The 25,273-nt window shown below is 33.7% G+C and carries 28 protein-coding genes and 3 pseudogenes; 1 reads left to right on the top strand and 30 read right to left on the bottom strand.

Going from position 1 to position 25,273, the window contains the following annotated elements; genetic code table 11:
* The 19 genes and pseudogenes from BM077_RS12145 to BM077_RS12060 all read right to left on the bottom strand — a co-directional run bounded on the left by BM077_RS12145 (position 1) and on the right by BM077_RS12060 (position 16,669).
* A complete protein-coding gene (locus BM077_RS12145; protein ID WP_089750721.1) occupies positions 1-1,461 on the bottom strand; it encodes a complex I subunit 4 family protein in 1,461 nt (486 codons plus the stop codon).
* Positions 1,462-1,465: 4 nt separating this feature from the next.
* Complete coding sequence (gene nuoL, locus BM077_RS12140) at positions 1,466-3,394, bottom strand: NADH-quinone oxidoreductase subunit L (protein ID WP_089750724.1); 1,929 nt, start codon at positions 3,392-3,394, stop codon at positions 1,466-1,468.
* Positions 3,395-3,425: 31 nt separating this feature from the next.
* A complete protein-coding gene (nuoK, locus tag BM077_RS12135; RefSeq protein ID WP_089750726.1) occupies positions 3,426-3,728 on the bottom strand; it encodes an NADH-quinone oxidoreductase subunit NuoK in 303 nt (100 codons plus the stop codon).
* A gap of 569 nt (positions 3,729-4,297) precedes the next feature.
* On the bottom strand, positions 4,298-4,918 hold the full coding sequence (locus BM077_RS12130; RefSeq protein ID WP_090095278.1) for a class I SAM-dependent methyltransferase: 621 nt from the start codon (positions 4,916-4,918) through the stop codon (positions 4,298-4,300).
* 80 nt (positions 4,919-4,998) lie between these two features.
* On the bottom strand, positions 4,999-5,181 hold the full coding sequence (locus tag BM077_RS13620) for a hypothetical protein (RefSeq protein WP_143018634.1): 183 nt from the start codon (positions 5,179-5,181) through the stop codon (positions 4,999-5,001).
* A gap of 257 nt (positions 5,182-5,438) precedes the next feature.
* A complete protein-coding gene (locus BM077_RS12125; protein ID WP_089750730.1) occupies positions 5,439-6,089 on the bottom strand; it encodes a cell wall hydrolase in 651 nt (216 codons plus the stop codon).
* A 171-nt stretch (positions 6,090-6,260) separates the two neighbouring features.
* Positions 6,261-8,561, bottom strand: coding sequence for an adenosylcobalamin-dependent ribonucleoside-diphosphate reductase (locus BM077_RS12120; protein WP_218149537.1), 2,301 nt, complete (start codon positions 8,559-8,561; stop codon positions 6,261-6,263).
* A gap of 196 nt (positions 8,562-8,757) precedes the next feature.
* Positions 8,758-8,940, bottom strand: a pseudogene (locus BM077_RS12115) (glutaredoxin family protein); the annotation flags it as partial.
* Between the two features lie 289 nt (positions 8,941-9,229).
* The gene (locus BM077_RS12110) at positions 9,230-9,607 is read right to left on the bottom strand and encodes a rhodanese-like domain-containing protein (RefSeq protein ID WP_089750733.1); all 378 of its coding nucleotides are present in this window, start codon (positions 9,605-9,607) and stop codon (positions 9,230-9,232) included.
* 107 nt (positions 9,608-9,714) lie between these two features.
* Positions 9,715-10,038: a thioredoxin gene (gene trxA / locus BM077_RS12105; protein ID WP_089750735.1), complete on the bottom strand. Its 324-nt coding sequence runs from the start codon at positions 10,036-10,038 to the stop codon at positions 9,715-9,717.
* Between the two features lie 89 nt (positions 10,039-10,127).
* Positions 10,128-10,310: a 4Fe-4S binding protein gene (locus tag BM077_RS12100; RefSeq protein ID WP_089750737.1), complete on the bottom strand. Its 183-nt coding sequence runs from the start codon at positions 10,308-10,310 to the stop codon at positions 10,128-10,130.
* An 89-nt stretch (positions 10,311-10,399) separates the two neighbouring features.
* Complete coding sequence (locus tag BM077_RS12095) at positions 10,400-10,846, bottom strand: DMT family transporter (RefSeq protein ID WP_089750739.1); 447 nt, start codon at positions 10,844-10,846, stop codon at positions 10,400-10,402.
* A gap of 131 nt (positions 10,847-10,977) precedes the next feature.
* Positions 10,978-11,499 carry a NapC/NirT family cytochrome c gene (locus BM077_RS12090; protein WP_089750741.1) on the bottom strand — a complete coding sequence of 174 codons (522 nt, stop codon included), beginning with the start codon at positions 11,497-11,499 and terminating at the stop codon, positions 10,978-10,980.
* A 129-nt stretch (positions 11,500-11,628) separates the two neighbouring features.
* Positions 11,629-12,486, bottom strand: a complete 858-nt coding sequence (locus BM077_RS12085; RefSeq protein WP_255361637.1) for a DMT family transporter — start codon at positions 12,484-12,486, stop codon at positions 11,629-11,631.
* Between the two features lie 175 nt (positions 12,487-12,661).
* Positions 12,662-13,615 (bottom strand): 2-hydroxyacid dehydrogenase, encoded by a 954-nt coding sequence (locus tag BM077_RS12080; protein ID WP_089750743.1) that lies wholly within the window; start codon positions 13,613-13,615, stop codon positions 12,662-12,664.
* A gap of 180 nt (positions 13,616-13,795) precedes the next feature.
* Complete coding sequence (locus tag BM077_RS12075; RefSeq protein ID WP_089750745.1) at positions 13,796-14,533, bottom strand: ZIP family metal transporter; 738 nt, start codon at positions 14,531-14,533, stop codon at positions 13,796-13,798.
* Positions 14,534-14,615: 82 nt separating this feature from the next.
* Positions 14,616-15,623 (bottom strand): 4Fe-4S binding protein, encoded by a 1,008-nt coding sequence (locus BM077_RS12070; RefSeq protein ID WP_089750747.1) that lies wholly within the window; start codon positions 15,621-15,623, stop codon positions 14,616-14,618.
* Between the two features lie 165 nt (positions 15,624-15,788).
* Positions 15,789-16,331 carry a stage V sporulation T C-terminal domain-containing protein gene (locus BM077_RS12065; RefSeq protein ID WP_089750748.1) on the bottom strand — a complete coding sequence of 181 codons (543 nt, stop codon included), beginning with the start codon at positions 16,329-16,331 and terminating at the stop codon, positions 15,789-15,791.
* A 131-nt stretch (positions 16,332-16,462) separates the two neighbouring features.
* Positions 16,463-16,669: a DUF1657 domain-containing protein gene (locus BM077_RS12060; RefSeq protein ID WP_089750750.1), complete on the bottom strand. Its 207-nt coding sequence runs from the start codon at positions 16,667-16,669 to the stop codon at positions 16,463-16,465.
* Positions 16,670-16,859: 190 nt separating this feature from the next.
* Here BM077_RS12060 and BM077_RS14085 point away from each other — a divergent pair, with 190 nt between their 5' ends.
* The gene (locus BM077_RS14085) at positions 16,860-16,988 is read left to right on the top strand and encodes a hypothetical protein (RefSeq protein WP_255361638.1); all 129 of its coding nucleotides are present in this window, start codon (positions 16,860-16,862) and stop codon (positions 16,986-16,988) included.
* 98 nt (positions 16,989-17,086) lie between these two features.
* Here BM077_RS14085 and BM077_RS12055 read toward each other — a convergent pair whose 3' ends face one another.
* The 11 genes and pseudogenes from BM077_RS12055 to BM077_RS13775 all read right to left on the bottom strand — a co-directional run.
* Positions 17,087-17,716, bottom strand: a complete 630-nt coding sequence (locus BM077_RS12055; protein ID WP_089750752.1) for a cyclodeaminase/cyclohydrolase family protein — start codon at positions 17,714-17,716, stop codon at positions 17,087-17,089.
* 99 nt (positions 17,717-17,815) lie between these two features.
* Positions 17,816-18,298, bottom strand: a complete 483-nt coding sequence (locus BM077_RS12050) for a permease (protein WP_089750754.1) — start codon at positions 18,296-18,298, stop codon at positions 17,816-17,818.
* The gene (locus BM077_RS12045) at positions 18,298-18,825 is read right to left on the bottom strand and encodes a permease (RefSeq protein WP_089750756.1); all 528 of its coding nucleotides are present in this window, start codon (positions 18,823-18,825) and stop codon (positions 18,298-18,300) included. The genes BM077_RS12050 and BM077_RS12045 overlap by 1 nt, the downstream gene beginning before the upstream one ends.
* Positions 18,826-18,943: 118 nt before the next feature.
* Positions 18,944-19,519, bottom strand: a complete 576-nt coding sequence (locus tag BM077_RS12040; RefSeq protein WP_089750757.1) for a tetratricopeptide repeat protein — start codon at positions 19,517-19,519, stop codon at positions 18,944-18,946.
* A 106-nt stretch (positions 19,520-19,625) separates the two neighbouring features.
* Positions 19,626-19,790, bottom strand: a complete 165-nt coding sequence (locus BM077_RS12035) for a rubredoxin (RefSeq protein WP_089750759.1) — start codon at positions 19,788-19,790, stop codon at positions 19,626-19,628.
* Between the two features lie 55 nt (positions 19,791-19,845).
* The gene (locus tag BM077_RS12030; protein ID WP_089750760.1) at positions 19,846-20,142 is read right to left on the bottom strand and encodes a 4Fe-4S dicluster domain-containing protein; all 297 of its coding nucleotides are present in this window, start codon (positions 20,140-20,142) and stop codon (positions 19,846-19,848) included.
* Positions 20,126-21,838, bottom strand: a complete 1,713-nt coding sequence (locus tag BM077_RS12025) for an adenylyl-sulfate reductase subunit alpha (protein ID WP_089750762.1) — start codon at positions 21,836-21,838, stop codon at positions 20,126-20,128. Before BM077_RS12025 ends, BM077_RS12030 begins: the two co-directional genes overlap by 17 nt.
* A gap of 293 nt (positions 21,839-22,131) precedes the next feature.
* Complete coding sequence (locus BM077_RS12020) at positions 22,132-23,304, bottom strand: S1C family serine protease (RefSeq protein ID WP_089750764.1); 1,173 nt, start codon at positions 23,302-23,304, stop codon at positions 22,132-22,134.
* Positions 23,305-23,398: 94 nt separating this feature from the next.
* Positions 23,399-24,199, bottom strand: a complete 801-nt coding sequence (gene thiD, locus BM077_RS12015; RefSeq protein WP_089750766.1) for a bifunctional hydroxymethylpyrimidine kinase/phosphomethylpyrimidine kinase — start codon at positions 24,197-24,199, stop codon at positions 23,399-23,401.
* A gap of 201 nt (positions 24,200-24,400) precedes the next feature.
* Positions 24,401-24,595, bottom strand: a pseudogene (locus BM077_RS12010) (cold-shock protein); the annotation flags it as partial.
* 443 nt (positions 24,596-25,038) lie between these two features.
* Positions 25,039-25,273 (bottom strand): annotated as a pseudogene (locus tag BM077_RS13775) (ISLre2 family transposase); the annotation flags it as partial.

Here is a 25,273-nt window from a genome sequence, read left to right as displayed (position 1 = left end):
TTACATCACTCCTAGTACTGCTAAGATTGACTCTACTGATGGATTAAAGAATGATAATAAAGTATTGGGATAGATGCCAGCCCAAATGATAAGTAACATTAATGGAATTGCTACCCATAATTCCCGAGCACTAATATCCGGTAGTCCATCGTACTTAGCAGGCGCATCACCCATTAATACTTTTTGCATCATCCGCAAATGATAAGCCGCAGTGAATACTAAACCAACTACCGCAATCATTACTAAATTAGGCAACTCAGTCCAAGTACCAGCAAAGGTGAAGAACTCACCAATAAATCCAGATAACCCTGGTAGACCTAGATTAGCAAAAGCGGTAAAAGCAAGTAAACCAGCTGCTAATGGAATCTTAGTATATAAGCCTCCTAATTCTCCCATCATTCGTGTATGAGTTCTATCATAAAAGACACTACCTACAAAGAAGAACATTAGTGGTGAAATCAATCCGTGTGAAAAGAGAACATATAATCCACCATTCATTGACATCGGAGTCATTGCTGCTAAACCAACCAACACAAAGCCCATATGACTAATACTTGAATAAGCAGCCATCTTCTTAACATCCTCTTGAGCCATAGCAGCTAATGCACCGTAAATAATATTAACAACTCCTAAGACTCCCATGAATAAAGCGAAAGATTGTGCAGCATCCGGAAAAGTAGTATATGAAATTCTATAGAACCCATAAGCCCCCATCTTTAATAATACACCAGCTAGTAACATACTACCGCCAGTTGGCGCTTCCACGTGAGCATCAGGTAACCAAGTGTGAAACGGGAAGACTGGTACCTTGACTGCAAATCCTAAGAAGAAAGCCAAGAACAACCACCATTGGAAGGTTGGAGATAGATTAGCCTGTTGGGCAATAGTTAATATATCGAATGTCTGTAACCCACTCCCAAAGTATAGAGCCAAAATACCAACTAGCATCACTACACTACCTAACAAGGTATAGATGAAGAACTTAATTGAAGCATAACGTCTTCTAGGTCCACCCCAAATTCCTATCAAGAAATACATAGGAACCAGAACAATCTCCCAGAAGATATAGAATAATACATAATCAAGAGCAACAAACAATCCTAATAGACCAGTTTCTAACAAAAGAACAAAAGCAAAGAAGTCTTTTACTCGATGGTCTATATTCCAGGATGTAATGATTGCCATAGTAGTAATTAAAGCACTAATGACTAACAAAGGAAAACTGATCCCATCAACTCCTAAATGATAAGTAACCCCTAAACTTGGAATCCATTCTGCTTTTTCAACAAACTGCATTCCTGCAGCAGCCATATCAAAATCTAACCACATCATTCCTACCAATACAATAGGAATTAAACTTACTAACAGAGCAAATATCTTAATTATCCTATCTTCTTCTTTTGGCAAGAACATAGTGATAATCGCTCCAATTAAAGGAACAAATACTAATGTAGATAACATAATCTTATCCTCCTATCACTATAATAATTAAACCAATTAGCACAGAGAAAAATAATGTTAAAGCATATGACTGTAAATAACCAGTATGTGCATTCCTTATTAACCTACTTCCAACATAGAAAGTATTTCTGACACCATTGACTGCACCATCAACCACCTTGTTATCAAAGTCACCTATTAAATCACCTATAAAGACGCCTAGCCTACCAGTTAAATTAACTATTCCATCTACTACATACTTATCAAACGCACCAATTAATTTGGATAAAGCTAAAGAACCTCTAATAGCAACTACATTGTAAATTTCATCGATAAAGTATTTTCCTTTTAATAAGCGCCAAACCGGATATAGGAACTTAATAATTGACTTCCGTGAAATGATCCTAAGTCCATAGATAAGCCAACCTAAAATAATTCCTGATAGCGTCGCTCCAACTGCTGTCATCTGGACAAAACTACTTGGTGAAGCATGGTGACCATGTTCAAGAGCTATAAACTTTCCAAATGCCATATCTGTCAATGGAGAATTCACAAATCCAGATCCAAATGCTAATATAGCTAAAAGAATTAATGGAATAGTCATAACTGATGGTGATTCATGTGCATGTTCATAAGCATGATCATCTCTAGGTTCTCCAAAGAAAGTCATAATTGTTGCTCTAGTAATGTAGAAGGCTGTAAAGAAAGCTGCAATAACTCCAATCCAAAATAGAATTTTATAATCGGAATGATAAGCGCCTAATAGAATTTCATCCTTACTCCAGAATCCACTAAAAGGTGGTACTCCAGCTAAGGCAGCCGAACCTATAATCCAAGTCCAACCTGTAACCTTCATTTTCTTTAATAAACCACCCATCTTATGCATATTCTGGGTATGCACTGCATGGATTACACTACCAGAAGCTAAGAATAATAGTGCTTTGAAGAAAGCATGAGTCATAAGATGAAATACTCCAGCTGTATAAGCTCCTACTCCTAAAGCCAAAACCATATAACCTAACTGACTGATCGTTGAGTAAGCCAAGACCCCTTTTATATCCTCTTCTACTAAAGCTATACTTGCAGCAAAGATAGCTGTAAAGCCACCAATAAATGCTACTACTGTTAATGTAGTCTTAGCCGCAGCAAAGATTAAGAACATTCTTGCTACTAAATAAACTCCAGCTACTACCATAGTAGCAGCGTGAATTAAAGCACTCACCGGTGTCGGACCAGCCATAGCATCAGGTAGCCAAACATGTAGTGGAAACTGAGCTGATTTACCTATAGCACCAACAAAAAGAAATATTGTTGCTACAGTTAAACCCACCCCTGCAATTTCTCCATGTTCAACAAGATGCGTTAACTCAGCAAAATTAAAGGTCTTACCCATGGCGAAGATCATAATTACACCTATTAACATTCCAATATCTCCAACACGAGTAGTTAAAAAGGCTTTATTTGCTGCCAAAACATTTTCAATATCCTCAAACCAATGACCAATTAATAGGTAAGAACATAATCCTACTAATTCCCAACAGATAAAGAGTAAAAGTAAATTATTAGCAATTACTAAACCTAACATTGACGCAGTAAATAATGATAAACAAGCGTAAAAACGTTTGTATCTACTATCTCCTTCCATATAGCCTTTAGAGTATACATGTACCATCAAACTTACGAATGTAACTACCACAAACATCATGGCAGTCAATGCATCTACACTATAACCAAAAGCAATTTCAATATCTCCATGTGTTGCCCAGACAAATTCTTTTGTTATAGTAGATCCATTGATTACTTCTAATAATACTCCAATGGCTAATAAGAACGAGATAAATAAAGATCCTATCCCAATCTTATCACTGTCATTTTTAAGGTATCGCCCAAATAAAACGATGATTAAAAAAGAAAACAGTGGCAATACCGGAATCAACCAAGCATATTCTACCATTAACAGGGTCACCCCTCTCTAACTTTATTAATTACCATTTCAATAGATTAAACTCATTGACGTTAACTGAAAAGCGGTTGCGATAGATAGCAATAACCATTGCTATTCCAACAGTTATCTCTGCAGCTGCAACAGCAATAACGAAGATTGCAAATACCTGCCCCACTGTATCAGCGAGAAAATGTGAAAATGCTACCAAGTTAATATTAACAGCATTTAACATTAATTCAATTGACATCAATACAGCTATAGCATTACGCTTAGATAATGCTCCAAATAAGCCAATACAGAACAAAGCTGCTGCTAATAGTAAGTAATGATTTAAAGTAACCATTAATTCAAACCTCCCATTCTTAAAGACTCTCCTAATTAATTATAACCTTTCACTTATCTCCTACTACTTCACCTCCTTTCAATTTATTTAAATAGAAAAGGCCAAGCAATCCGTTCTCTTAAAAAAGAACAAATTACTTGGCCTCTGGACTCTAAGGTCTCTGGACTCTGAATGGCCTCTGGGCTCTAAAGGCCTCTGGGCTCCATCGTCGCTGGACTTACCAATATTTAACTTTACTTACTAAATATATATTTCCTTTCTCTCTAAAATATGATTATTTTTTCACAAAATATAAAAAAGGCCAAGTAACTCACTCCTTTAAACGGAACGAATTACTTGGCCTCTGGACTCTAAAGGTCTCTGGACTCTGAATGGCCTCTGGGCTCTATGGCCTCTGGACTCTTTCGTCGCTGGACTTAATTAATCTTTAATTTTAACTTATTTAATATATATTGACCTTAACTGAAAAATATAACTAATTATCTCTATTTTTTAATATCTTAACTGTATTATATAACATACATTAGACTTTGTCAAGAAATTAATTACATTAATTATAAATTTAACCATTAACTAGGCTTAGCAATGATTAACTTAACTAATGAAGTAGCTACATCCTTTACTTCTACAATCTTCAACCCTGCCTCTCTAACATTTTCTACAGTCTTACGATTTATATTAGCTCCCCATAACCTCACTGGAATTGGATTGATTAGATCCATAAACTTTCCTAAGACTAAATTTTTACTACGAACATGTTCTAACATGATTACTTTACCTTCTGGCTTACATACCCGGTTAATCTCCTTCAAACCTTTAATTGGATCCGGCACAGAACAAAAAACACAAGTAGTCACTAATGTATCAAAAGTATTATCAGCAAAAGTCATATCTTGGGCATCCATTTCGATTAAATCTATCTTTACATCTATTCTATGCAACTTCTCTCTCGCACGTTCCAACATTTTTTCACTAAAATCAATTCCTACTACCTTTACTCCTTCTGGATAGTAATCGATATTCTTTCCTGTCCCAATCCCTACCTCCAAAACTCTTCCTTCTACATGAGAAAAGACTTCTTCCCTTAAGCGTCCTTGCGCCATCAATTCCATCGGTGCTTCTAAAAGGTCATAAACTCTTGCTACTCGATTATATCTTTTTTTTATTCTATCTGTATGGTCATTAGTCATTATTTATTCTCCCTTTTATAAATATTATGTTTTTAATATTAAATTAGCACCTATCATAGGTGCTAATTTAGGTATCTATATTATATAAAAAGATAGCGATAAGTATACAGAATTAAACTACCAGCCATGATTGTACTAAACCATAGAATATTCCTCGTCTTCTTATCTCCCTGTCCCTTAACATAATAAGAATAATGAGAATAACTTAACATAATTACAGTTAAAAACAAAAAGTAAGGTTGATACTTACCTAAGATAGCCAATTGACCTAAGCCGACACCACTAAGCCCTAGTAGTGCAAAAATAACTGGCGTAATTCAACAAATCCCAGTAAAAAATGCTGAAATTACTGCTCCAATACTACTTATTTTTGATTTAATTGCTTTCATAGTTCCTATCTCTCCTCTCCTACCCCACACTTCAGGGTGGTACTATTATATAGTTATATTATACCAAACTTTTCATCATAAATCAAAGACACTACCAAATTTGATAGTGTCTTAATCTTTATTATCTACCGTTAATATTTTCTTCTAGCAAATACATGCTCACCTATTCTCTTAATTTTTTCTGTATTATTAAAGATCCAATCTGCGGTTGCTGTTCGTGGATTATAATAATAAAGAGCTCCTTCTGAAGGGTCCCAACCATTTAGTGCATCTCTAGCCGCATCATAGGCTTGTGCATCAGGAGTTAAGTTAATTTGGCCATCTAAAACTGCTGAAAAAGCATAAGAACCATCAACTTTCTGATAAACAACTCCATCAATCGTATCAGGAAAAAGTGAACTATCAACTCGATTTAAGATTACTGCCGCTACAGCAACTTGTCCAGTATAGCTTTCTCCTCTAGCTTCAGAATAAATTGCCTTAGCCAAGGTCTCTAATTCACCAGGTTGCGGCTGATAACGAATATAATTTTCACCTTGCTTTTTAGCCTGGGCATCAGAATCTGGCAACTCTATATTAGGTGGTTCTGCTTCCGAATTTTGTTTACTGACAAATGATAATAAAAACATCATAAGTAATCCTTTTAATACTTTCTTATAATTCCATCCATCACCATCAAAAGCCATAGCAGGTTCAATTAATAGAACCCCTGTTAAGAAAGGTACCATTAAACTTACTAGTAAAACGTAAGTAATTAATTTCTTCAATATTACTCTATTCATTTCTAGATTCACTCCCTAATTTAGGCTTTTACATAGTGATTATAACAAACATCCAGAAGATTTGGTATAGTAATTTATACTAACTTAGGAGGAAACAACCGTCTATCTATTCAATATAATAAAAGCCTTATCAGAGGTTTTCCAACAAGGCTTTTAAATTTCGATATTTTATTAACCACAACTACTATAACCACAGTTTTTGCAAGAATTACATCCCTGTTCAAAGTGTAAGGTTTGACCACATTCCGGACAATCCGGTCTTTGAATAGAAATTTTATCCTTCAGTTTTTCAACTTCATAATCAGCAGATTCATCTTGATAACTACTTACAACTTCTTCTTCAATGACAGCAGTTACCTCACTAGACATATCTCTAAATTCATTAGACTTTAAAATTTCATTTAAAGCTCTCCCCACTACATCTGAACAACTACGTCCCGTTAAGTTCTTACCCTTACCCTTTCGATACATAAAGCTTGGGCAAGTACTAGTAGAGCGCAACTGATCAATTACCTTTTCAGGTGCTATCCCTGCTCTTAAAGCCATACTAGTTAACCTACTTACTGCTTCAGTCATAACATTACAGCCACCATCTGACCCTGTAGTTAAGAAAGTTTCGATCGGCTCTCCTTCTTTATTAATATTAATAGTAAGATATAACTTTCCACAGCCTGTGTCATACTTTATCGTCTCTCCTAAAGCAGCTAATGGTCGTTTTTGTGGATAGATCTTATCTGTCTGTGTTATATTTTCATCTTCTTCAGCAGAACTAGATTTTAAAACCTGACTACCTCTTGAACCATCTCGATAAACAGTTAAACCTTTGCAACCTAGCTCATGAGCTAATAGATATGAATTAGCTACATCTTCTTTAGTAGCTGAATATGGTAGATTTATAGTCTTAGAAACAGCATTATCTACATATTCCTGAAAAGCAGCCTGGATCTTAATATGCCATTCGGACTCTATATCCATTGTTGTCACTAATACTTCCTCATTAGCATCTTCAGTAAAGTCATATTCAAAAGTAGATACATTTCCTTCACCATCAGTATGAGTATAAGAGAAGTCAAAGAACGGCTCTATACCTCCGCTCGTTCCAGCTAAAAATGAAATTGACCCCGTCGGAGCAATAGTAGTTAAGGTTGCATTTCGCTGTGGCTTATCATAAATACTATCCTCCCAAGCAGGGAATGGTCCTTTTTCTTCTGCTAGCTCTTGGCTATATTGATGAGCATTATCTTTAATAAACTCCATCACCTTCTTAGCCATATCAACAGCTTCCTGACTATTATAAGCAATATCTAGTCTAATTAACATCTCATGAAAGCCCATAACACCTAAACCAACTTTTCTTGCTTTCATAACTTGCTCTTCAATCTCAGGGAGTGGATAATTGTTCATATCGATCACATTGTCTAAGAAACGAACTGCCATTTGAACAGTTTCTTGTAAAGCCTCCCAGTCAACTCCTCCCCCTTTTATAAACTTAGATAAATTAATTGAACCTAAATTACATGCCTCATTAGGCAAAAGTGGCTGTTCTCCACATGGATTAGTTGCTTCTATTGCACCTAAATGAGGTACCGGATTCTTTTCATTAATTTCATCAAGAAATATTACTCCTGGCTCTCCATTCTTCCAAGCATAACCAACGATTAAATCAAATACTTCCCTAGCATCTAATTGTCCAACTACTTGTCCATTACGAGGATTAATTAAATCATAATTCTCTTCCTCTCTTACAGCCTGCATAAATTCTTCCGTTACTGCTACAGAAAGATTAAAGTTAGAAAATTGTTTATCTAGAAGTTTTCTTTTATATTCTTTTAACTCTTCTTTCACTTTATCTTGATTTAAATAAGTAGACTCTAAACGTTCTTTAAATTGGTCATATAACTCTTGATTAGCTTCATTTAATTCACCTTTACAATTAATAAAATCTAAAATATCCGGATGGTCTACTCGCAGCATCCCCATATTAGCGCCACGACGCTTTCCACCTTGTTTTACAGTATTAGTTGCAGTATTAAAGACCTCCATAAAACTAAGTGGCCCAGAACTAATTCCTCCTGTACTCTTAACTACATCATTTTGAGGTCTAAGCCTACTAAAAGCAAAACCTGTACCTCCACCAGACTTATGTATTAAAGCAGCATTCTTAACAGCATCAAAGATTCCTTCCATACTATCTGGTACCGGCAAAACAAAACAAGCAGCTAACTGTTGTAATTCTGTTCCCGCATTCATTAATGTTGGTGAATTAGGTAAAAATTTAAATTCAGTCATTAACTTATAGAATTCTTCTTCATAATACTTCTCTTTCTCCTCATCTTCTTCAGCATCAGCTATATTTTTAGCTACCCTTTCAAAAAGCTCTTTTGGTGTTTCGATTATCTCTCTTGATTCATTTCTCCTTAAATATCTATTCTCTAATAAATTTTTGGCATTCTCCGACAACTCTAAACTCAAGTTAATTATACCTCCTTTAAAATAGTTCATTTCAAATGTATAACATATATCATTATACATTTTTCACCCTAGAAATTCAAACTTTTTATATGTGATTTTTCTCACTGATATATTATTTAGACTTAAACATATAAAATACCTGCTTAAATGACAAAAAAAGGAGCTAGTTTTTTACCAGCTCCTTCAAAATAATCCTCTAGTGTAAAATTTCATTCAATTTATTCGGATCAAACCCTACCATCACTTCATCGTCTACTAAAACCACTGGCACCGCCGACTTCCCAGTCATATTAATCATCTCTTCTCTAGCATTTGTATCCTTAGCTACATCAAATTCAGTATAATTTGCATTTTTGCGGGAAAGAAACTCTTTCACCTGGTGGCAAGCAGGTCAGGTAGGAGTAGTATAAAGTTTAATCTCATGATTCATTATTAAGCCTCCTCTCAGCTTTTATCTTAGTATCTACTAAAATAAAAAAAATATCCCCTTATAAAAAATTATAACTGAGAGGTATAATTTTAAAAATTGATAGGGGTTATAAGGGGATACTCATAGCTTATTTATTTTTTGTTCCCCCATGGGGCTGGGGTACTTACATTTAAATTATATAGTATATAATCTAAATTGTCAAGGAAATAAACAATTCATTTCCATAATTTTAATACTATTATAGTTTACTCCACGCTAAAAGACCTCCATCTAAGTTATAAACTTTAGTAAAGCCTTGTTGCGACAGAAAATTAGCAGCACTTGAACTTCGTGATCCACTTGTACAAACTAAGATAATCTTTTGATTAGGGTCAAGTTCCTTATAAGCAGTCTTAATCTTGCCTAAAGGAATTAATTGTGAACCATTAATATGTCCTTCTTGAAACTCATAAGGCTGTCTAACATCAATTACTAATACATCTCCATTTTTAATCATTCTTTGAGCTTCTGAAGCAGTAATATCTTGATACCCTTGGTTCTTTGTCATCGAAAATGATCTAAACATTACAAAACCTACTAATAAAAGTAATATAATTACTACAACTTTATTATTCACTTTACTATACCCTCCCAATATTAATTTAAATAAAAATCAGACTAAAAAATAGAAGTAGAGAAAGAACTCTACTCCTACTTAATGTTTATACGTTTAATTAGAAATAATTAATCACTAATTAATTCCTTTAAACCATCCTTATTAGTAAAGCCAACCTGCTTCTCAATAATCTCTCCACCTTCAAATACAAGTAACGTAGGAATACTCATTACACCATACTCAGCAGCTAAATTTTGATTATTATCAACATTCACCTTTCCTACCTTTAATTCACTAGCATACTCATCAGCTAGTTCCTCAACAAATGGTGCTATCTGTTTGCAAGGTCCACACCAAGGAGCCCAAAAATCAACTAATACCTTTCCCTCTACTTCTAAAACCTCTTCTTGAAAATTATCTTCATTTAATTCAATCACATTTTCTCCTGCCATAACTTAAACGCCTCCTTTTAACTATTATTAACTAAGTAATTTATTCTATAAAACTCTTTTCTTTCCTCTTTATTAATCATAATTACTTATCAAACTAACTTAATTGCTTGATTACTACAATATTTTTTGCATTTTCCGCACCCATTACAAAGTTGGTCAATAAATAGCTTACCATCATCAAAATTAATAGCCTCTTTAGTACAATGCTTCATCGCTTCACAATCACGTGATTGATTACAAGCTTCTAAATCTATATAAGCCCTTTTAATCACTCTATCCCCTCCCAGTTGGGGTGCTTTTAATAATATTATATAGTCTCCTAAAAGAATTGTCAATAGATTTGTCTTTAATATAATTATTTTTATCCAGTACTTAACATCAATCTAACCCCGACCGCTAAAAAGGCTGCTCCTAATAACTTAATCCATTGAAAAGGTACAGCATCTAAACCCCAAAAACCAAAATGATCAATAATTACTGCTGTAGTAACCTGTCCCGCAATAATTATTGTTGTAGCATTAGCAACTCCTAATTCTGGCATACTAATTACAACTCCATATAAGATAATAACATTTAAAATTCCACCTAAATACGTATACCACGGTGCCTCTGCTAAGTTACTAAAATCTCCTTTATTTAAATTCAAGATAAATATAATAATCGCCACTAAAGTAGTAGCAATTATATGAACTACAAATGTTGCTTCCCAAAGACCAACTATCTTACCAAATACTGAATTTAATGAACCTTGAATAGCCATTGATATACCAGCAATTAAGGCAATTATAAAGAAAACCGTTTCTGACATTTGATCATCTCCTTTAACTTTAACTTAGACTAAAAAGCATCTCTTCTATATAGAAGAGATGCTTCGATATTACTTCCATATCCATATTAAACACTAGCTAAGAATATTGTAAAATTAATTCTATAACGTCTTTAACTAACTTTTTGATGGCATTTAATACACTTGTCAGGATTATAAACATCATGACATTTAGAACATACCGCCATCCCAGGACTTCTATACCCTGTACTTCCATGAACGACTTCTGCATGACAAGCAGTACATTCAATATTAGCACCTATATGTTTTTGGTGAGGAATATTAATTTGGTCGCTCTCGCTTACTGTTTCAATCTCTTCGTGACATTTTATACAACGCTCACTAGGTACATCTCCCTCAATATTTTCAGTCTCACCTAGCAGATGTTTATAGATTTCTTTTGAGGCAGCCAATTTGCGCTTAATTAATCCAATTTTTCCTTCGTCAGCATGACATTCCATACAATTAATACCGTCATGAGTAGAAGTACTCCAACTATTATATGCAGGTTCAATTTCATGACAACTGGCACAAAATTTTGGACGTTCAGTATACTTAATAGTTCCATATCCTAAAACTCCTACTACAACTAAAGCTACAATCAACACTTTCCAACTTACGTATTTGTGGGCCATTTTTTTCACTCCTTAACCCAACCACCCTTAGTCTTCTATCAACTTCTCCTACCATCTAAAAATAACCTTATCATTTTTTATTATTTCAATTAACCTTATTTATATACATCATATCTTCACTAGCCTTAATCACTTAGAAATAATTATATAACTCCCAAACAAAATTAGTCCTCCTCCAATCAAAGTAGCAAGACTAGGAATCTCCCCAAATACAATAATACCAAAAAATATAGCACTTAAAGGATCTAAATAACTCAAAGCTCCTACATCCTGCACCTTGCTAATCCTTAAACCTTTAATATATAAAATTAGTCCAATTGCTGTATGTACAACCCCCATAATTAACAATAAGAATAATGACTTTAAGTTTGGTAATGGATAATGTATAATAAATGGCAATAAAATCAAGCAGGATATTCCTGTTTGTAATAACGTCAAATACTGCGCAGAAAGATTAGAAACTAATTTATTATTTAAAGTAAATAAAGCATAAAAGGCAGCTGCTATTAATCCATAGCCTATTCCTTTTAGCTGTATTGTTGTTAAACCGTTACTACTCCCACCTAGTAACATAACTGAAATACCGATAAAACCTAATAGCAAAGCTGCAGTCCCTTGTTTAGTTAACTTTTCTTTTAAAAATATAATTGATAACATAGTTAGTATGATAGGCGCAGAATAATAACTTAGAGTAGCACTAGCAATAGTGGTGATCTTGATTGCTTTAAAAAAGAAAATCCAATTTAGAGCTAAAGCAACCCCCATCGTTAATATAAGAATCTTATTATTCCCTTTTAAATCAAAATTTAAATCCTTATTATATGCTAACATAAATAATAAAGAAAGAGACGCAAATAAAACACGATAAAAAACGATAACTATTGAAGGTTGAGGAATAAAACGAGCAAATACCCCAACACTCCCCCAAATTAACATAGCTGAAATAATAAAAATATAACCTATTTTTTCATTATCCATAATTGACATTTATATCTTCCTTTCTAATTTACTATTTCTCAACCCTTTACCCTACAACAATATTACTGTGAAATTACTTGATTTTCCTCTATAAAATAATAAACTCCTATCCTTCCCAAAGTATAATAGAAGGATAGAAGTTATTATTTTTAATCAATATCTTTTAATTTTTTCTAAGCTTTACTTACACCATTATATTTTGTGGATTTCCTGCATCCCAGTTAATAATATTTTCAAAAACAGTTTGAGCTCTTCGATAGAAAGCTTCTGGGGTAGCAAAAGCAACATGTGGAGCTACAACCGTATTCTGTGCATTTAATAATGGGTGATCTTCCGTAATCGGAGGCTCCATTTCAAATACATCAATACCTGCTCCAGCAATCCTACCTTCATTTAAGGCATTAGCTAACGCCTCACTATCTACAATAGGCCCGCGAGCCGTATTAATAAAGACGCTTGACTCTTTCATCAAAGAAATCAATTCTTCATCTATAAGTCCTTCTGTCTCCTTTGTGTACGGAACATGAAGACTTACTATATCACTCTTAGACATCACAGTCTCTAAGTCAGCATATGTAACCCCTAAGTCCTTAGCTTCTTGCTTTTCAGAACGACTATAAGCAATTAACTCACAACCAAAAGCCTTTCCAATCTCAGCAACTCGTAAACCTATACTTCCAGTTCCAATAATGCCAAGCGTCTTACCATATAATTCGTTCCCAATCAATCCTTCTCTAGTCTTCCCCTCTCTTGTAGCAGCATCACAAGCAACTATATTACGCATAACTGATACTATAAGACCGATTGCTAATTCAGCTACTGAATGAGTTGAATAACCTGGTGCATTAGAGATCGTAATACCTTGCTCTTTGCATGCTTCTACAGCAATATGATCGATTCCCGTGAAAGCAACAGAAATGAATTTAAGATTTGGACATGACTCAATGACTCTTTTAGAAAGAGGCAGATTAGTTATGATTAAAACATCTGCATCAGCGGCTCGCTCTATAATTACATCTTCGTCCTCTACACGGTCATCGTAAGCCACAAATTCGTGTCCCTTACTCTTAAGCTCACCTGCCAAATCATTAATAATCTCTTCTTCTACTGATAATGATTCTAACATTACTACACGCATAATAACTCCTCCTAGTTAACTTTTTCTTTGTTTTCGATTGTCATTTTAATCACCTAGTGCTTCAATATTTTTTACTTAATTACTTTAACTTACCATTAAACTATTATTAATTATAAATAATAATCAGCCTCCTGTCAATAGTTATGTCTAATGATCGAATGGTTTGACCACAAAACCTATCTAATGTAATAGTTTAAGAAGTATAATACCCAAAATTAAACCTAAACTAGCAAATCCTTTATTATACTCATATGCTTCAGGAATTAACTCTCGAAGAATAATATTTAACATTAGTCCTGCTGATAATGCCAAACCAAAAGAAATAAAAGCTTCTGATATTTTATATAGATAAAGGCTAATAAGTGCTCCTAAAGGGGTAAATAACCCTACTAAAGTCGTAATCAATAATATATTAATATTATTCAATCTTCCTAGTTTCAAGGGGGTAGCAATAGCAACCCCTATCGGTAAGTTATGTAAGGCTAAAGCCAATGCAATGTAGATTCCTAAATGTTCCTCTGCAAAGTGTCCTGCCCCTACCGCCAAGCCTTCTACTAAATTATGTAAAGCTACTCCCGAACCGATTACTAAACCTATCTTTATCAATTGACCATCGTTATTTGAACTACCATTATTTTCAGAATGTGAACGATGCAAACAGTGATGAGGTATAAAGATATCTAATAACCAGACTAAAGTAATCCCCATTCCTAAACCTAATATTGTAACCAAGGGGGTATTATTATTCCATGAAGATGGTATAAACTTAAAAATAGATATAAATATCATTATTCCTGCAGAAAAACCCAATATAGCAGCTAATAACTTTGAACTTAATTTATCCATAATAAAAGTTAATAAACCACCTAAAACAATTGCTAATCCAGCTAAAAGACTCATAACTAAGACTTCTTCCATATTAGATCCCAACCTTTTTAATATTTAATTTAATTATACCATAAACAAAAGCAATTGCTAATTAGCAATTGCTTTTAAATATCTAATGGTTAAAGTACTCCGCCTTAGGAATAAATTGTTGATACATCTCTTTAGTAATTCCACTCTCCCAATACCCAGTTAATTTAGCAATTGTAATCATTAATAAAAATACTCCTAATAATAAGACTGGATATGTCATTGTAGACACCTTTAATTTATTATAGATTGAAAGCTTTAGAGTTTCATCCTCTTGCGAACAATTACTAATACAATTTAAGCAAGCATTACATTCAGGTGAACTGATACGCTCTTGATTGTGCACTTCTATTTGATTAGGACAAACTTTTGTACATGAACCACAATTAATACATGTCTCTTCATTTCTAGTAACTTTAATTGGGCTGACTAAACTAACTACTCCTAATAAAGCACCATACGGACATAAGTACCTACACCAAAAATTTTTAATTAAAATTGAAGCAACAGCCAAAAAGATTAAAACTTTAATTGCAAATGAACTTAAATCAAGAAAGAAATGTAACATCTTTACATCTGCTATTAAGTTATAAGGAGATTGTAAAAAGCCCATTACCGACATAATGGGCATATCGATTAAGATAACTTTCACAAAAAAACCTAAAATCAAATACTTAGGAATCATTAGTAACCAATCTACTACCTTTGGTAGTTCAAATGTTCTGCCAAAAAGCTTTTCTCCTAATTTACCAAGCCATTCTGAAATTGTTCCTACCGGACATAACCAACTACAAAAACCTTTCTTAAATAAGAACGAAATTAATATAATCGTTAAAAATATTACTAACGCTGCTGGATGAAGCGGGTCAAAAACCTTAGCAACCAATAATTGTTTTAAAGCCAATAAAGCACTAATTGGTAAAAAACCATCTACTGCTTCTGGTCTAGTTACAAACTCTGTCTTACCTCCAGTTTCAAAGTAACGTACAAAACGATAAAATTGCCATCCTGCATACAGTAAAAAAAGAGAAAAAATAGTTTGAACTATATTCCTAACTTTTACTATATTGTTATACCATTTCTGTTTTTCCATATACTATCCCTCCAATTAGATATTAAGCTTATATATAATATTTTAACTTATCTAATTAGAGAATGAAAGTTTAAAAGTCATATTTTTATGTGATTTTTGTCACATAGCGTTTAGGGCCTTCTCGATTGAAGGCCCTTGATGTAAAATTGAACTACTATTAATTTATTATAATCCTAATTGCTTACTAAAAATTTTAGCAGTTGTTTCTGCTACTTTCCCTTCATAATCACCTAATTCTCTTCCTGTTGTAGATAAAATAACTGAACCTAATACATCACCTTGTTTAATAATGGGAGCTATTAAGACTGATTCTAATTGACATTTTTCTTGTTTCCCACACTCTTCACAAATATCTTCTTCTTTAGCTGTCTTAATTGTTTTAGTTGTCCTACTCTGCATAGCTTCCTTAACTCCATGACCAACTGGTTTCTTAACATAACATTCCATATCTTCAGAACTCGCTACTACTTTATCTGCATCAGTGATCATAACATCACAATCGGTAGTTTCTACTAAGGTATCAATATAGTCTTCTACCCGGTCTAACTCTTCTACTGGACTATACTTTTTTAATATCACACTATCATCTTGGTCTACAAATATCTCTAAAGTGTTTCCATTATTGATCTTCATTTCTTTGCGTATTTCTTTAGGAATTACAACTCTACCTAAATTATCTATTTTTCTTACTATTCCTGTTGCTTTCATTATTATTACACCTCCTAGCTTTTTAATAGTATATGAAATATATTGAATTTTATGCTGAATTTGAATATAAAAACAGGCGTTCACCAATCAAGATGAACGCCTATCATAAAAAATATTTAATTTATAATTATCTATTGACCTTGATATTGTGGTTCTTCTTGCTTAACATAATCAAATCTACCATTTAACTGTTGGGTACAATTATCCAGATTCTGCGCTAAACCTTTGAACATCTGGGCTGCTTCTTGGTCATTAGTATCCTGAGCAAAAGTCTCCAATTGAGTCTTTAAACCTTCAGCCGCACTTACTGCTTGTTGTAGATCATCTTTTGTAGTCATTAATCTGCCTCCTTTTAAATTATAAAATTTATTATTTCTTAGCTTGTCGCAATTTATCATTTTTATAACTTTAAATTAATGTTTTAAACACCATCATTATCCTTGTTAAGATATACTAGTATTAAAAAACTTTTAATAACCAGAATAATAGTAGAACAGTGACACTAAAAATTAAAGGAGTTGAATGTTAATGAAAAAATTAAAACATGAATCGCAGTTAATATATAAATTAATAGATAAAAAAATTACTCGTCAAGAATATATAAAAGCATTAATAGAGCAATATCATCAACTCGAAAAGGTCCATAACAATGAATAAACTAGACACTTCGCTCTTCAAACTCCTTTCAAAATGTAAAAAATGCAACCAGACGAGAAAATTTATCTCACTGGTTGCACTTATACATTTCTAATTACTTAACCACCTATTTTTTCATTAGTAATCTTCAATACTTCTTCTTTTAATTCTTTTGCTTCTGATTTTAAAGCTTCCATTGCTTCTCTCTTTTCTGTAACATACTCTTCATCGTTCATAAAAGCTAGATTAATATTCACGTTTAACTCGGCAGCCTCTAAAGCAGCCCATGCTTCGATAGCACCTACTCCAGCATCACTGACCGCATGGGTATTACCATTCTTTGCAGCAATTAGTGCTTGTTTTAGAATTTCTACACTCTTTTCAGCCATGGAAAAAGGAACTTCGGTTGCTTCTATTGATGCCTTCTTCATAGCTTTATTCCGTTTTTCTTCTTCCTCTGAAGTCTCTTTTGGCATCTGCAAAGCCTCCATATACTCGCCAAAGACTTTCATATCCTGATTTACTAAGTCAAGATAATCCTCTTTAAGCTGAGTAGTTGCCTCAATTAACTCTTCCATCTCTTCTTGCACATCTGCATAATCGTCTTTACCTACCGTCAAAGAAGCTACCATACAAGTAGATACAGCACCTAAAGCTCCACTTAAAGCCGCTGCACTCCCTCCACCAGGAGTAGGTGAGCTAGATGCAAATTCTTCCATAAAATCACCAATCTTCTTTTCTCTAATCACTCTGTGAACACTCCTCTCAAGATATACTATTAATTACACATCAATAATATTTATTCTATATAAGTTAAAATTATCCTCCATCATTTGTGAAAAATCATACTATCCAAAAAGGTACATAACTAAACCTACTAATGGAGGAATAAAAGCCATGGTTACAAGTCTAATTAATGTAAATTTAGGGCCAATCAATGCAACTTCAAATGAAAGTGAGCTTACGTTCCAAACTGACCATGCAGTTATATAAGTAATAATAGTCATTAAACTAGCTCCACTTTTAAAAAGGGCCGCTGCCAATGGAAACGCAACATAAGGTCCACCTGGAGTAATTAAACCAGCAATGCAACTAACTAAAATTCCTTTTACTCCTGCGCCTTCACCTAACCAATTAATTATTAATGATTGTGGAATTAATACTTGTAATAATCCAGCTAAAACAAAAGCTATTAATAGTAACGGCGCTGTTCTAATTAACATTTGACTACCAGCCTTTAATCCTTCAATATGTAAATTACCCTCTTTCACATAAGCAATAATAAATAAGAATAGAGCAATAACAGCCATGATAATAGTGGATTTCAGCACTAATTCTCACCTGCTTCCCTAGCAACTAATCTATCATTAAACCTTCCAAAGAATAGACTAGCTAATAAACCAACTAGAGGTGGAAAGATTAATGTTACTCCTAACCTGATTGCCATTAGTCTAAAACCTAAAATAGCCCCTTCCATTACTAATTTACTTATCGACCATAACAGCTTAGCTGCTACAAAAGCCACTACAGTTCCTAGGTCAGAACCAGCTTTTAAAAAAGATGCAGCAATTGGGTAACTTACATAAGGACCGCCTGGAATAATACCACCTGCAATACTGCCTAAAATTATCCCTTTAAACCCTGATTCCTCTCCTAGCCACTTAGCAATTACTTCTTGCGGAATTAATACTTGAATATAACCAGCAATAATAAAAGCAAAAATTAATAATGGTATAATCTTAATTGTCATTATTAACCCTACTTTGAAACCTTTTAATGGCAGTAGTGGAGATTCTAAATAAGCAACTACTATTAGAATTAAGATTGTCAACAACATCCCCACAATTGTCTTTTTCACTCAATCTCTCTCCTCTCATATTATATACAGATTTCAAAATATTTTGAATTAATAATAACACTTTTCACTACAAAAGTCAAACCCCCGAACAGTATAGCCGGGGGTAAAAATAAAAAAATTATTTCATTGTCTTTTTTGCTTCTGTAATAAACTGTTTAGCCTTATTAGCCAGTTCTCCATTAGGATATTTCTCTAAAAATACTTCGAAAGCCTTAATTGATTTTTGATAATCTTGCAAACCAAAATGTAAAACAACCCCTTTATTAAATAAAGCATTCTTAAATTTAGGATCTAGCTCCAATGCTTTATTATACACTTCTATTGCTTTCTTAGGATTTGAATTTGCTTGATAATAATAAGCAGTTCCTAAATCCACTAATACATGTGGATGATCAGATTCAAACTTCAAACTTGCTTCATAATAATTAATAGCTTGTCTATAATTCTGTTGGTCATAGTAAGCATTTCCTAAAGCCACCATAGCATTAACGTCCTGTGGATTATTAGCTAATTGCTCTTTATATTTAGCAATTGTTGCTGTCTCATTCCCAGCTTGAGAGTTAGGCTGTTGAGAGTTAGATGATTGTCCATTATTAGATGAACTAAAATATCCTGCAGCCGCAACAAAGATAGAAGCAACAAAAATAACCACCATAAAAGTAGCAATCGTTTTTTGTCTATCGTTTTTAGCCATTAATTCCCCTCCCCTCTTTGAGTAAATTTGTTAATTTAAATTATAACATATAATTTTTAAATTAACAATTAATTTACCCAATTACTAAAGAGAAGAGGAGATTAAACTATGAATTTATTTCTCTAAACATCTCTTTATCGGCTCCACACTGTGGGCATACCCAACTATAAGAGACATCTGCAAAAGAGATTCCTGGCTCGACTCCTGAGGCTGGATCACCTTCTGCTGGATCATATATATAACCACACTCTACACATTTATAGCGTTTCATTAAAGAACCACTCCTTTGTGATAAGTTGTGAAATAAATAGGTACTACTTTATTATCTATTTAATCTTAATCCGATATTCATTTATTTCACCAGCAGGGTTCTTACAAGCCCAAATTCTCTCATTTCCTTCCTTTTTAGCTCGTAGAGTAGCCCCTCGCCCCCCAATCTCCGAAGGTAAATATAATTCGATTGCTTGGGTAGGACACTCCTTAACACAAGCAGCACAATCCCAACACTCTTCTGGTGCTCTAATTACAACTTTATCTTCTTTCTTTAATAAAAGATTACCTGGACAAATATCAATACATATTCCACATAAATTACATGATTTATTATTAATACGCACACTCATACTGAACACCTACTTCCTCTAGGTCATGACACTTCCTCTCCTTAATTAGTACTTTTTCACGTTTAGAGTCATAGACTGAATTAACAAATTTAAACCATTCTTGATTATTCTGTTCAGGAAAATCTAAATTTGCTTGGTAAACCGGCCATCTCGTCTCTTTTCTATGTAATAAGTGAGCAACTACTACCTTAGCTATTAAAATTCTGTCAACCACTTCGTGGGCTGCCATCAATTGATGTAAGTTTTCTACTTTTAATCGTTCCACATCTGCTTCAATCTGTTTTAATCTCTTTTTAGCAATTAATAACTTTTTTCTATTAACTTGATAACCACTACTGATTCCTCCTGCATACTCATCCATTACCTTTTGTAGTCTAATTTCTAATTCTTGTGGCTTTAGTATTCCAGGTTGCTGTAATGGCTCATAGACTCGTTGGAACTCTTGCCAAATGAATCGTTCGTCAACTTTTTTCTCACTTCTCTCTTTAATCAACTTTAGAGCGTTCTCTACAGCAATCTTCCCCTCTACAAAAGCTCCGGTTACATATTTCTTTGGCGCTCCACCTGCTACATCCCCGGCCGCATAAAGCCCTTTTAAAGTAGTGCTCCGATCTACTCCAATCCAGTAACCAGCTTGACCATGACCTCCTACTATATAGGGCTCTGAACCAGTAATTTCAATCGGCTCTTCATTTGGTTCCACTTCGCGGTCAGCCCATTGTAAAACAATACTAGGACTCATATTTAAGAACTTCTTCCTTAATCCTTCACACCCCTCTTCATCTAGATGGCTTACATCTAGATAACAAGGTCCTCTACCAAGTTTATTTTCACGTAAAGTAGCCTGCAAACGAATCGGTGTTGTTATTCTATCATAATCCTTTAGATAATTCTCTCCGTACGCATTAATCTGATTAGCATCAGCACCTAAGGCTAAAGTTCCTGTCGGTGCTATCACATCTTTAACACGTAAAGCAATAAATCTCATCTCAAAACTAGTCATCTCCGCTCCAGCTCTAACTCCCATTGCATAACCAGCACCTGCGTTAAACGGTGGATACCAAGTCTTATGCTTAGCTCCCCCTTCATTATTAGGCTTATAGATACCACTAGCCCCCCCGGTAGCGCAGATTACAGCTTTAGCTCTAATCACATAAAATCTATTCTCTCGTATCGAAAATCCAAATGCTCCGTACACTTCACCGTTTTCTACTAAATAATTAGTAGCAACTACTCTATTTAAAATTTCAACATCCTCTTCTTCAACTCTATTTGCTAAAATCGGCTTAAATTCATCACCATTAATCTCAATACTTCGCCTACTTCGTGCTAGGTAATTGTCATTTTCATCTTTCTTAATTGGCAAACCCCATCTTTCTACCTCTTCGGTTACTTGATTTAACTGCTGAGCAATCGTATAAACTAAATCATCCCGAACAACTCCGTTATTATCATTCTTAACATATTCCAGAAAGCTTTCTGGCGTTTCATCTGGCGTGATATAAGCATTGATAGCATTAATCCCAGCTGCTAGACAACCACTCCACTTAATATTTGATTTCTCCATAATCGTTACTTCACATTCTGGCTTCATTTCTTTAGCTTTAACCGCTGCAAAGATCCCGGCAGCTCCCCCACCAATGATTAACAAATCAGTCTCTTTTTTAATAATTTCTATATCAAGTTCCTTTTCCATCTTAACAACCACCTCACAAATATAAATAATATTTTAATTTTATAAACCCTCTATTCTTATAATATGATATAAACCTACTTTTAGTTACTCCTATTCATTAATATGCAATTGTGAAGCATTAAATTTATACTCTCTTATAACAAACTCTATAAAATCTCTTTAATCCCGAGTAATCCTATATGTATTTAATTCTTTGATTAATTATATAATACCCAAACCTTTCATGTCAAGTTAAATAATATAAAAAAGAGCCAAGGAATCAAATTTGATTCCTTGGCTCTTTAATAAAAATCTTAATATTCTTTTGGTCTTTCTCCTAAACTCATTGTTAAGAATAACTTATTTCCATCTCTTGAAATTCTTAATATTATATCTTTACCCACTTTAGATTTATTTACTAAATCTACTACATCATCAGGACTCTTTACTTCTTTTTTATTAAATTCTAAGATTACGTCACCAGCTTTTAAACCTGCTTCTTCAGCTGGACTACCTGGCATTACATCAGCTATTAAAGCACCTCGGGTACTATTTAACCCAAAGTAGTCAGCAATCTCTTTAGTAACAGGCTGCATATAGACTCCCATCCATGGTCTAATAACTTTGCCTTTCTTCTTTAACTCACTTAACACTTTTTTAGCCTCATTAATTGGAATTGCAAATCCAATTCCTTGCGCTTGCGCATTAATTGCAGTATTAATCCCAATTACTTTACCGTTAATATTTAATAATGGCCCACCACTATTACCAGGATTAATAGCAGCATCAGTCTGAATCATATTCTCATATAGTCGCGGTTTATCGCCTTGATTAATACGTAATGGACGTTCTAATGCACTAATCACTCCAGCTGTAACCGTATGATTTAAACCATAAGGATTACCAATAGCTACTGCCCAATCTCCTGGTCTAATCTTATCAGAATTGCCTAACTCTACTGTTGGCAACTCTTCATCTAAATTAATCTTCAAAACAGCTAAATCTAAACGAAAATCAGAACCTACTAGCTCAGCTTTAACTGGTTCTTTTCTATCAGTCAATTTAACAGTAACCTGGTCAGCATTATGAATCACATGTTCATTAGTTAAAATATATCCATCTTTACTAATGATAAATCCTGTGCCAAACCCTTGCCTAATTCTTGGATGTCCATTCTTTCCTTTAGGAAAATCATTACCAAAAAACTTCTTAAAGAAAGGGTCATTATAAAAAGGATTCTGTCGTTTCATCTTTTTAGAATCGATCTTAATTTTAGCATTAACTCTCACCACTGCTGAATCAACTTCAGAGGCTATATCAGCAAAGACATTCTGTTTAAAAATCTGTGGCGATACATTAGTATTCTTTTTAGCAACTACTCTTTCAGAATTTACACTAACTAATAGGCCACCTACTAGTAATCCTACTAAAGCAATAACTAAGTAATTAGCTAATGATGCTTTGTCAAAATTTAATGAACTCTTCATACTATTCCTCCTCTATTTCATTATTATATCTTACTAACTAAATTATACATAATCTTCTTTACAAAAATGTGACAAACCCAAATTTTAACTACAATTATTTTTGATCGAACTTCCATAAGTGATTAACTGGTCCATTACCCCGACCTATCTGCTTTGCATTTCTCAAAGCATTAGTAATAAAGTCTTTCGCTTCTTTTACAGCAGTAACAACTTCCATACCATTCGCTAAATTAGAAGCAATAGCTGCTGACAAAGTACAACCTGTTCCATGAGTATTAGTAGTATTAATTCTTGCAGCTGATAGATAATGTATCTCTTTATCATAATAAAGAAGGTCTACAGCTTCCTCACCAGTACTATGACCTCCTTTAAGTAAAACCGCTGTTGGACCTAGTTGACTTATCTGTTTAGCTGCATATTCCATATCTTCTGGACTACTAACTTCTCTATCAATTAATACTTTAGCTTCTTCTATATTTGGTGTTACTACAGTTGCTAAAGGTAGTAGTCGCGCCTTTAAAAGATCCTCAGCTTCTACATCTAAAAGTCTGTCACCACTAGTTGCTACCATTACCGGATCAACTACTAAATTTTCTAATTCTCTATCCTCTACAATTGAAGCGATAATTTCAATTATTTCACTTGTTCCTAACATTCCGGTTTTAATTGCTTTAATATCTAAGTCATTTAAGATCGTCTCTAACTGCTCCTTAACGAACTCTCCATCTAACATAGAAACTCCTCTTACACCTTGAGTATTTTGGGCAGTAACAGCAGTAATTACAGAAGCAGCATAATTCTCTAGCATAGTTACTGTTTTAATATCAGCTTGAATCCCAGCACCGCCACTTGAATCAGAGCCAGCAATAGTTAGTACTTGATTTATTTGTGACATATGATAGTTCATCTCCCCATACCATATTCATTCTTAATTTTTCTATAGCGTATACTTAAATTATTCTCTATGCATGGTAGTTCTCCTGCAAATTATTTCAAATCAAAAAGACCTAAATGGAAGGATCAAAATTTCCACTTAGGTCTCTAATTAAACATTTCTAATTAAGTAATATATTAAGATAATATACTTGATATTATCTTATAGTTTGACTACATTTTCAGCTTGTAAGCCTTTGTCTCCTTCTACAACTTCGAAGCTTACTTTCGCTCCTTCTTCAAGGTCTTTAAAACCTTCGCCTTGAACTGAAGAATAATGAACAAAAATGTCATCGCCATCTTCTTGTTCAATGAAACCGTAACCTTTTTTAGTGTCAAACCACTTTACTTGACCAGTCTGCTCTGCTTCAGAAGCTGAATCAGAAAATTCTTCAGCATCATCACCTAAAATCTCACCTAATGAAACCATAACTAATACCTCCTTACAAAATTATCTTCTTTTTCAAACATCATTTGGCATGATATCATACTTAAACCTTGTTGTCAAATTCTCCTAAAAACTAGATTGTGTCAAGTTACTATAGGAAATAACTCAAATTATTTTTGACTCCCTCTATGATAAGACTGTTATTCCTGTGCTCTCATAATCAATTGATACCGCCTACAAATTCCGCGACGACTTCCATAAAGTTGAGCATGGGCTGTTTCAAACTCCCTTCGGTCAAACATGAAACAGCCTTATTCATGCTCAACTTCATTCCAGTCTGCTCCATTTTAAATGGCTAACATCAATTGATTATGAACGCAAACTATCTATAAAACTTATTTATTCTCTAAATTTTAAGCAAGAGCTTTTAATGCATGAAATAATCCAGTTCTTTTACCACGCTTGATAGCTGGAACATTTTCTTTTGGTTCTCCAAATTTCTTTTTTAATTTGCTTGTTGTAATTTTTGCTTCTAATTTTGCTAAAACTTCTTCCTTTTTATTCTTTCGTTTATTATTTAAAATTAATTCTTGTAATTTATCCTTATTTCCTCCGTTATGTTTGAACGCCCTCAGCCTTGCCATCTGA

Origin of the sequence: Candidatus Frackibacter sp. WG13 (assembly GCF_900114655.1) — a bacterium.
Taxonomy (GTDB): Bacteria; Bacillota; Halanaerobiia; order Halobacteroidales; family Acetohalobiaceae; genus Frackibacter.
This window is presented reverse-complemented; position numbering and strand designations above follow the sequence as displayed.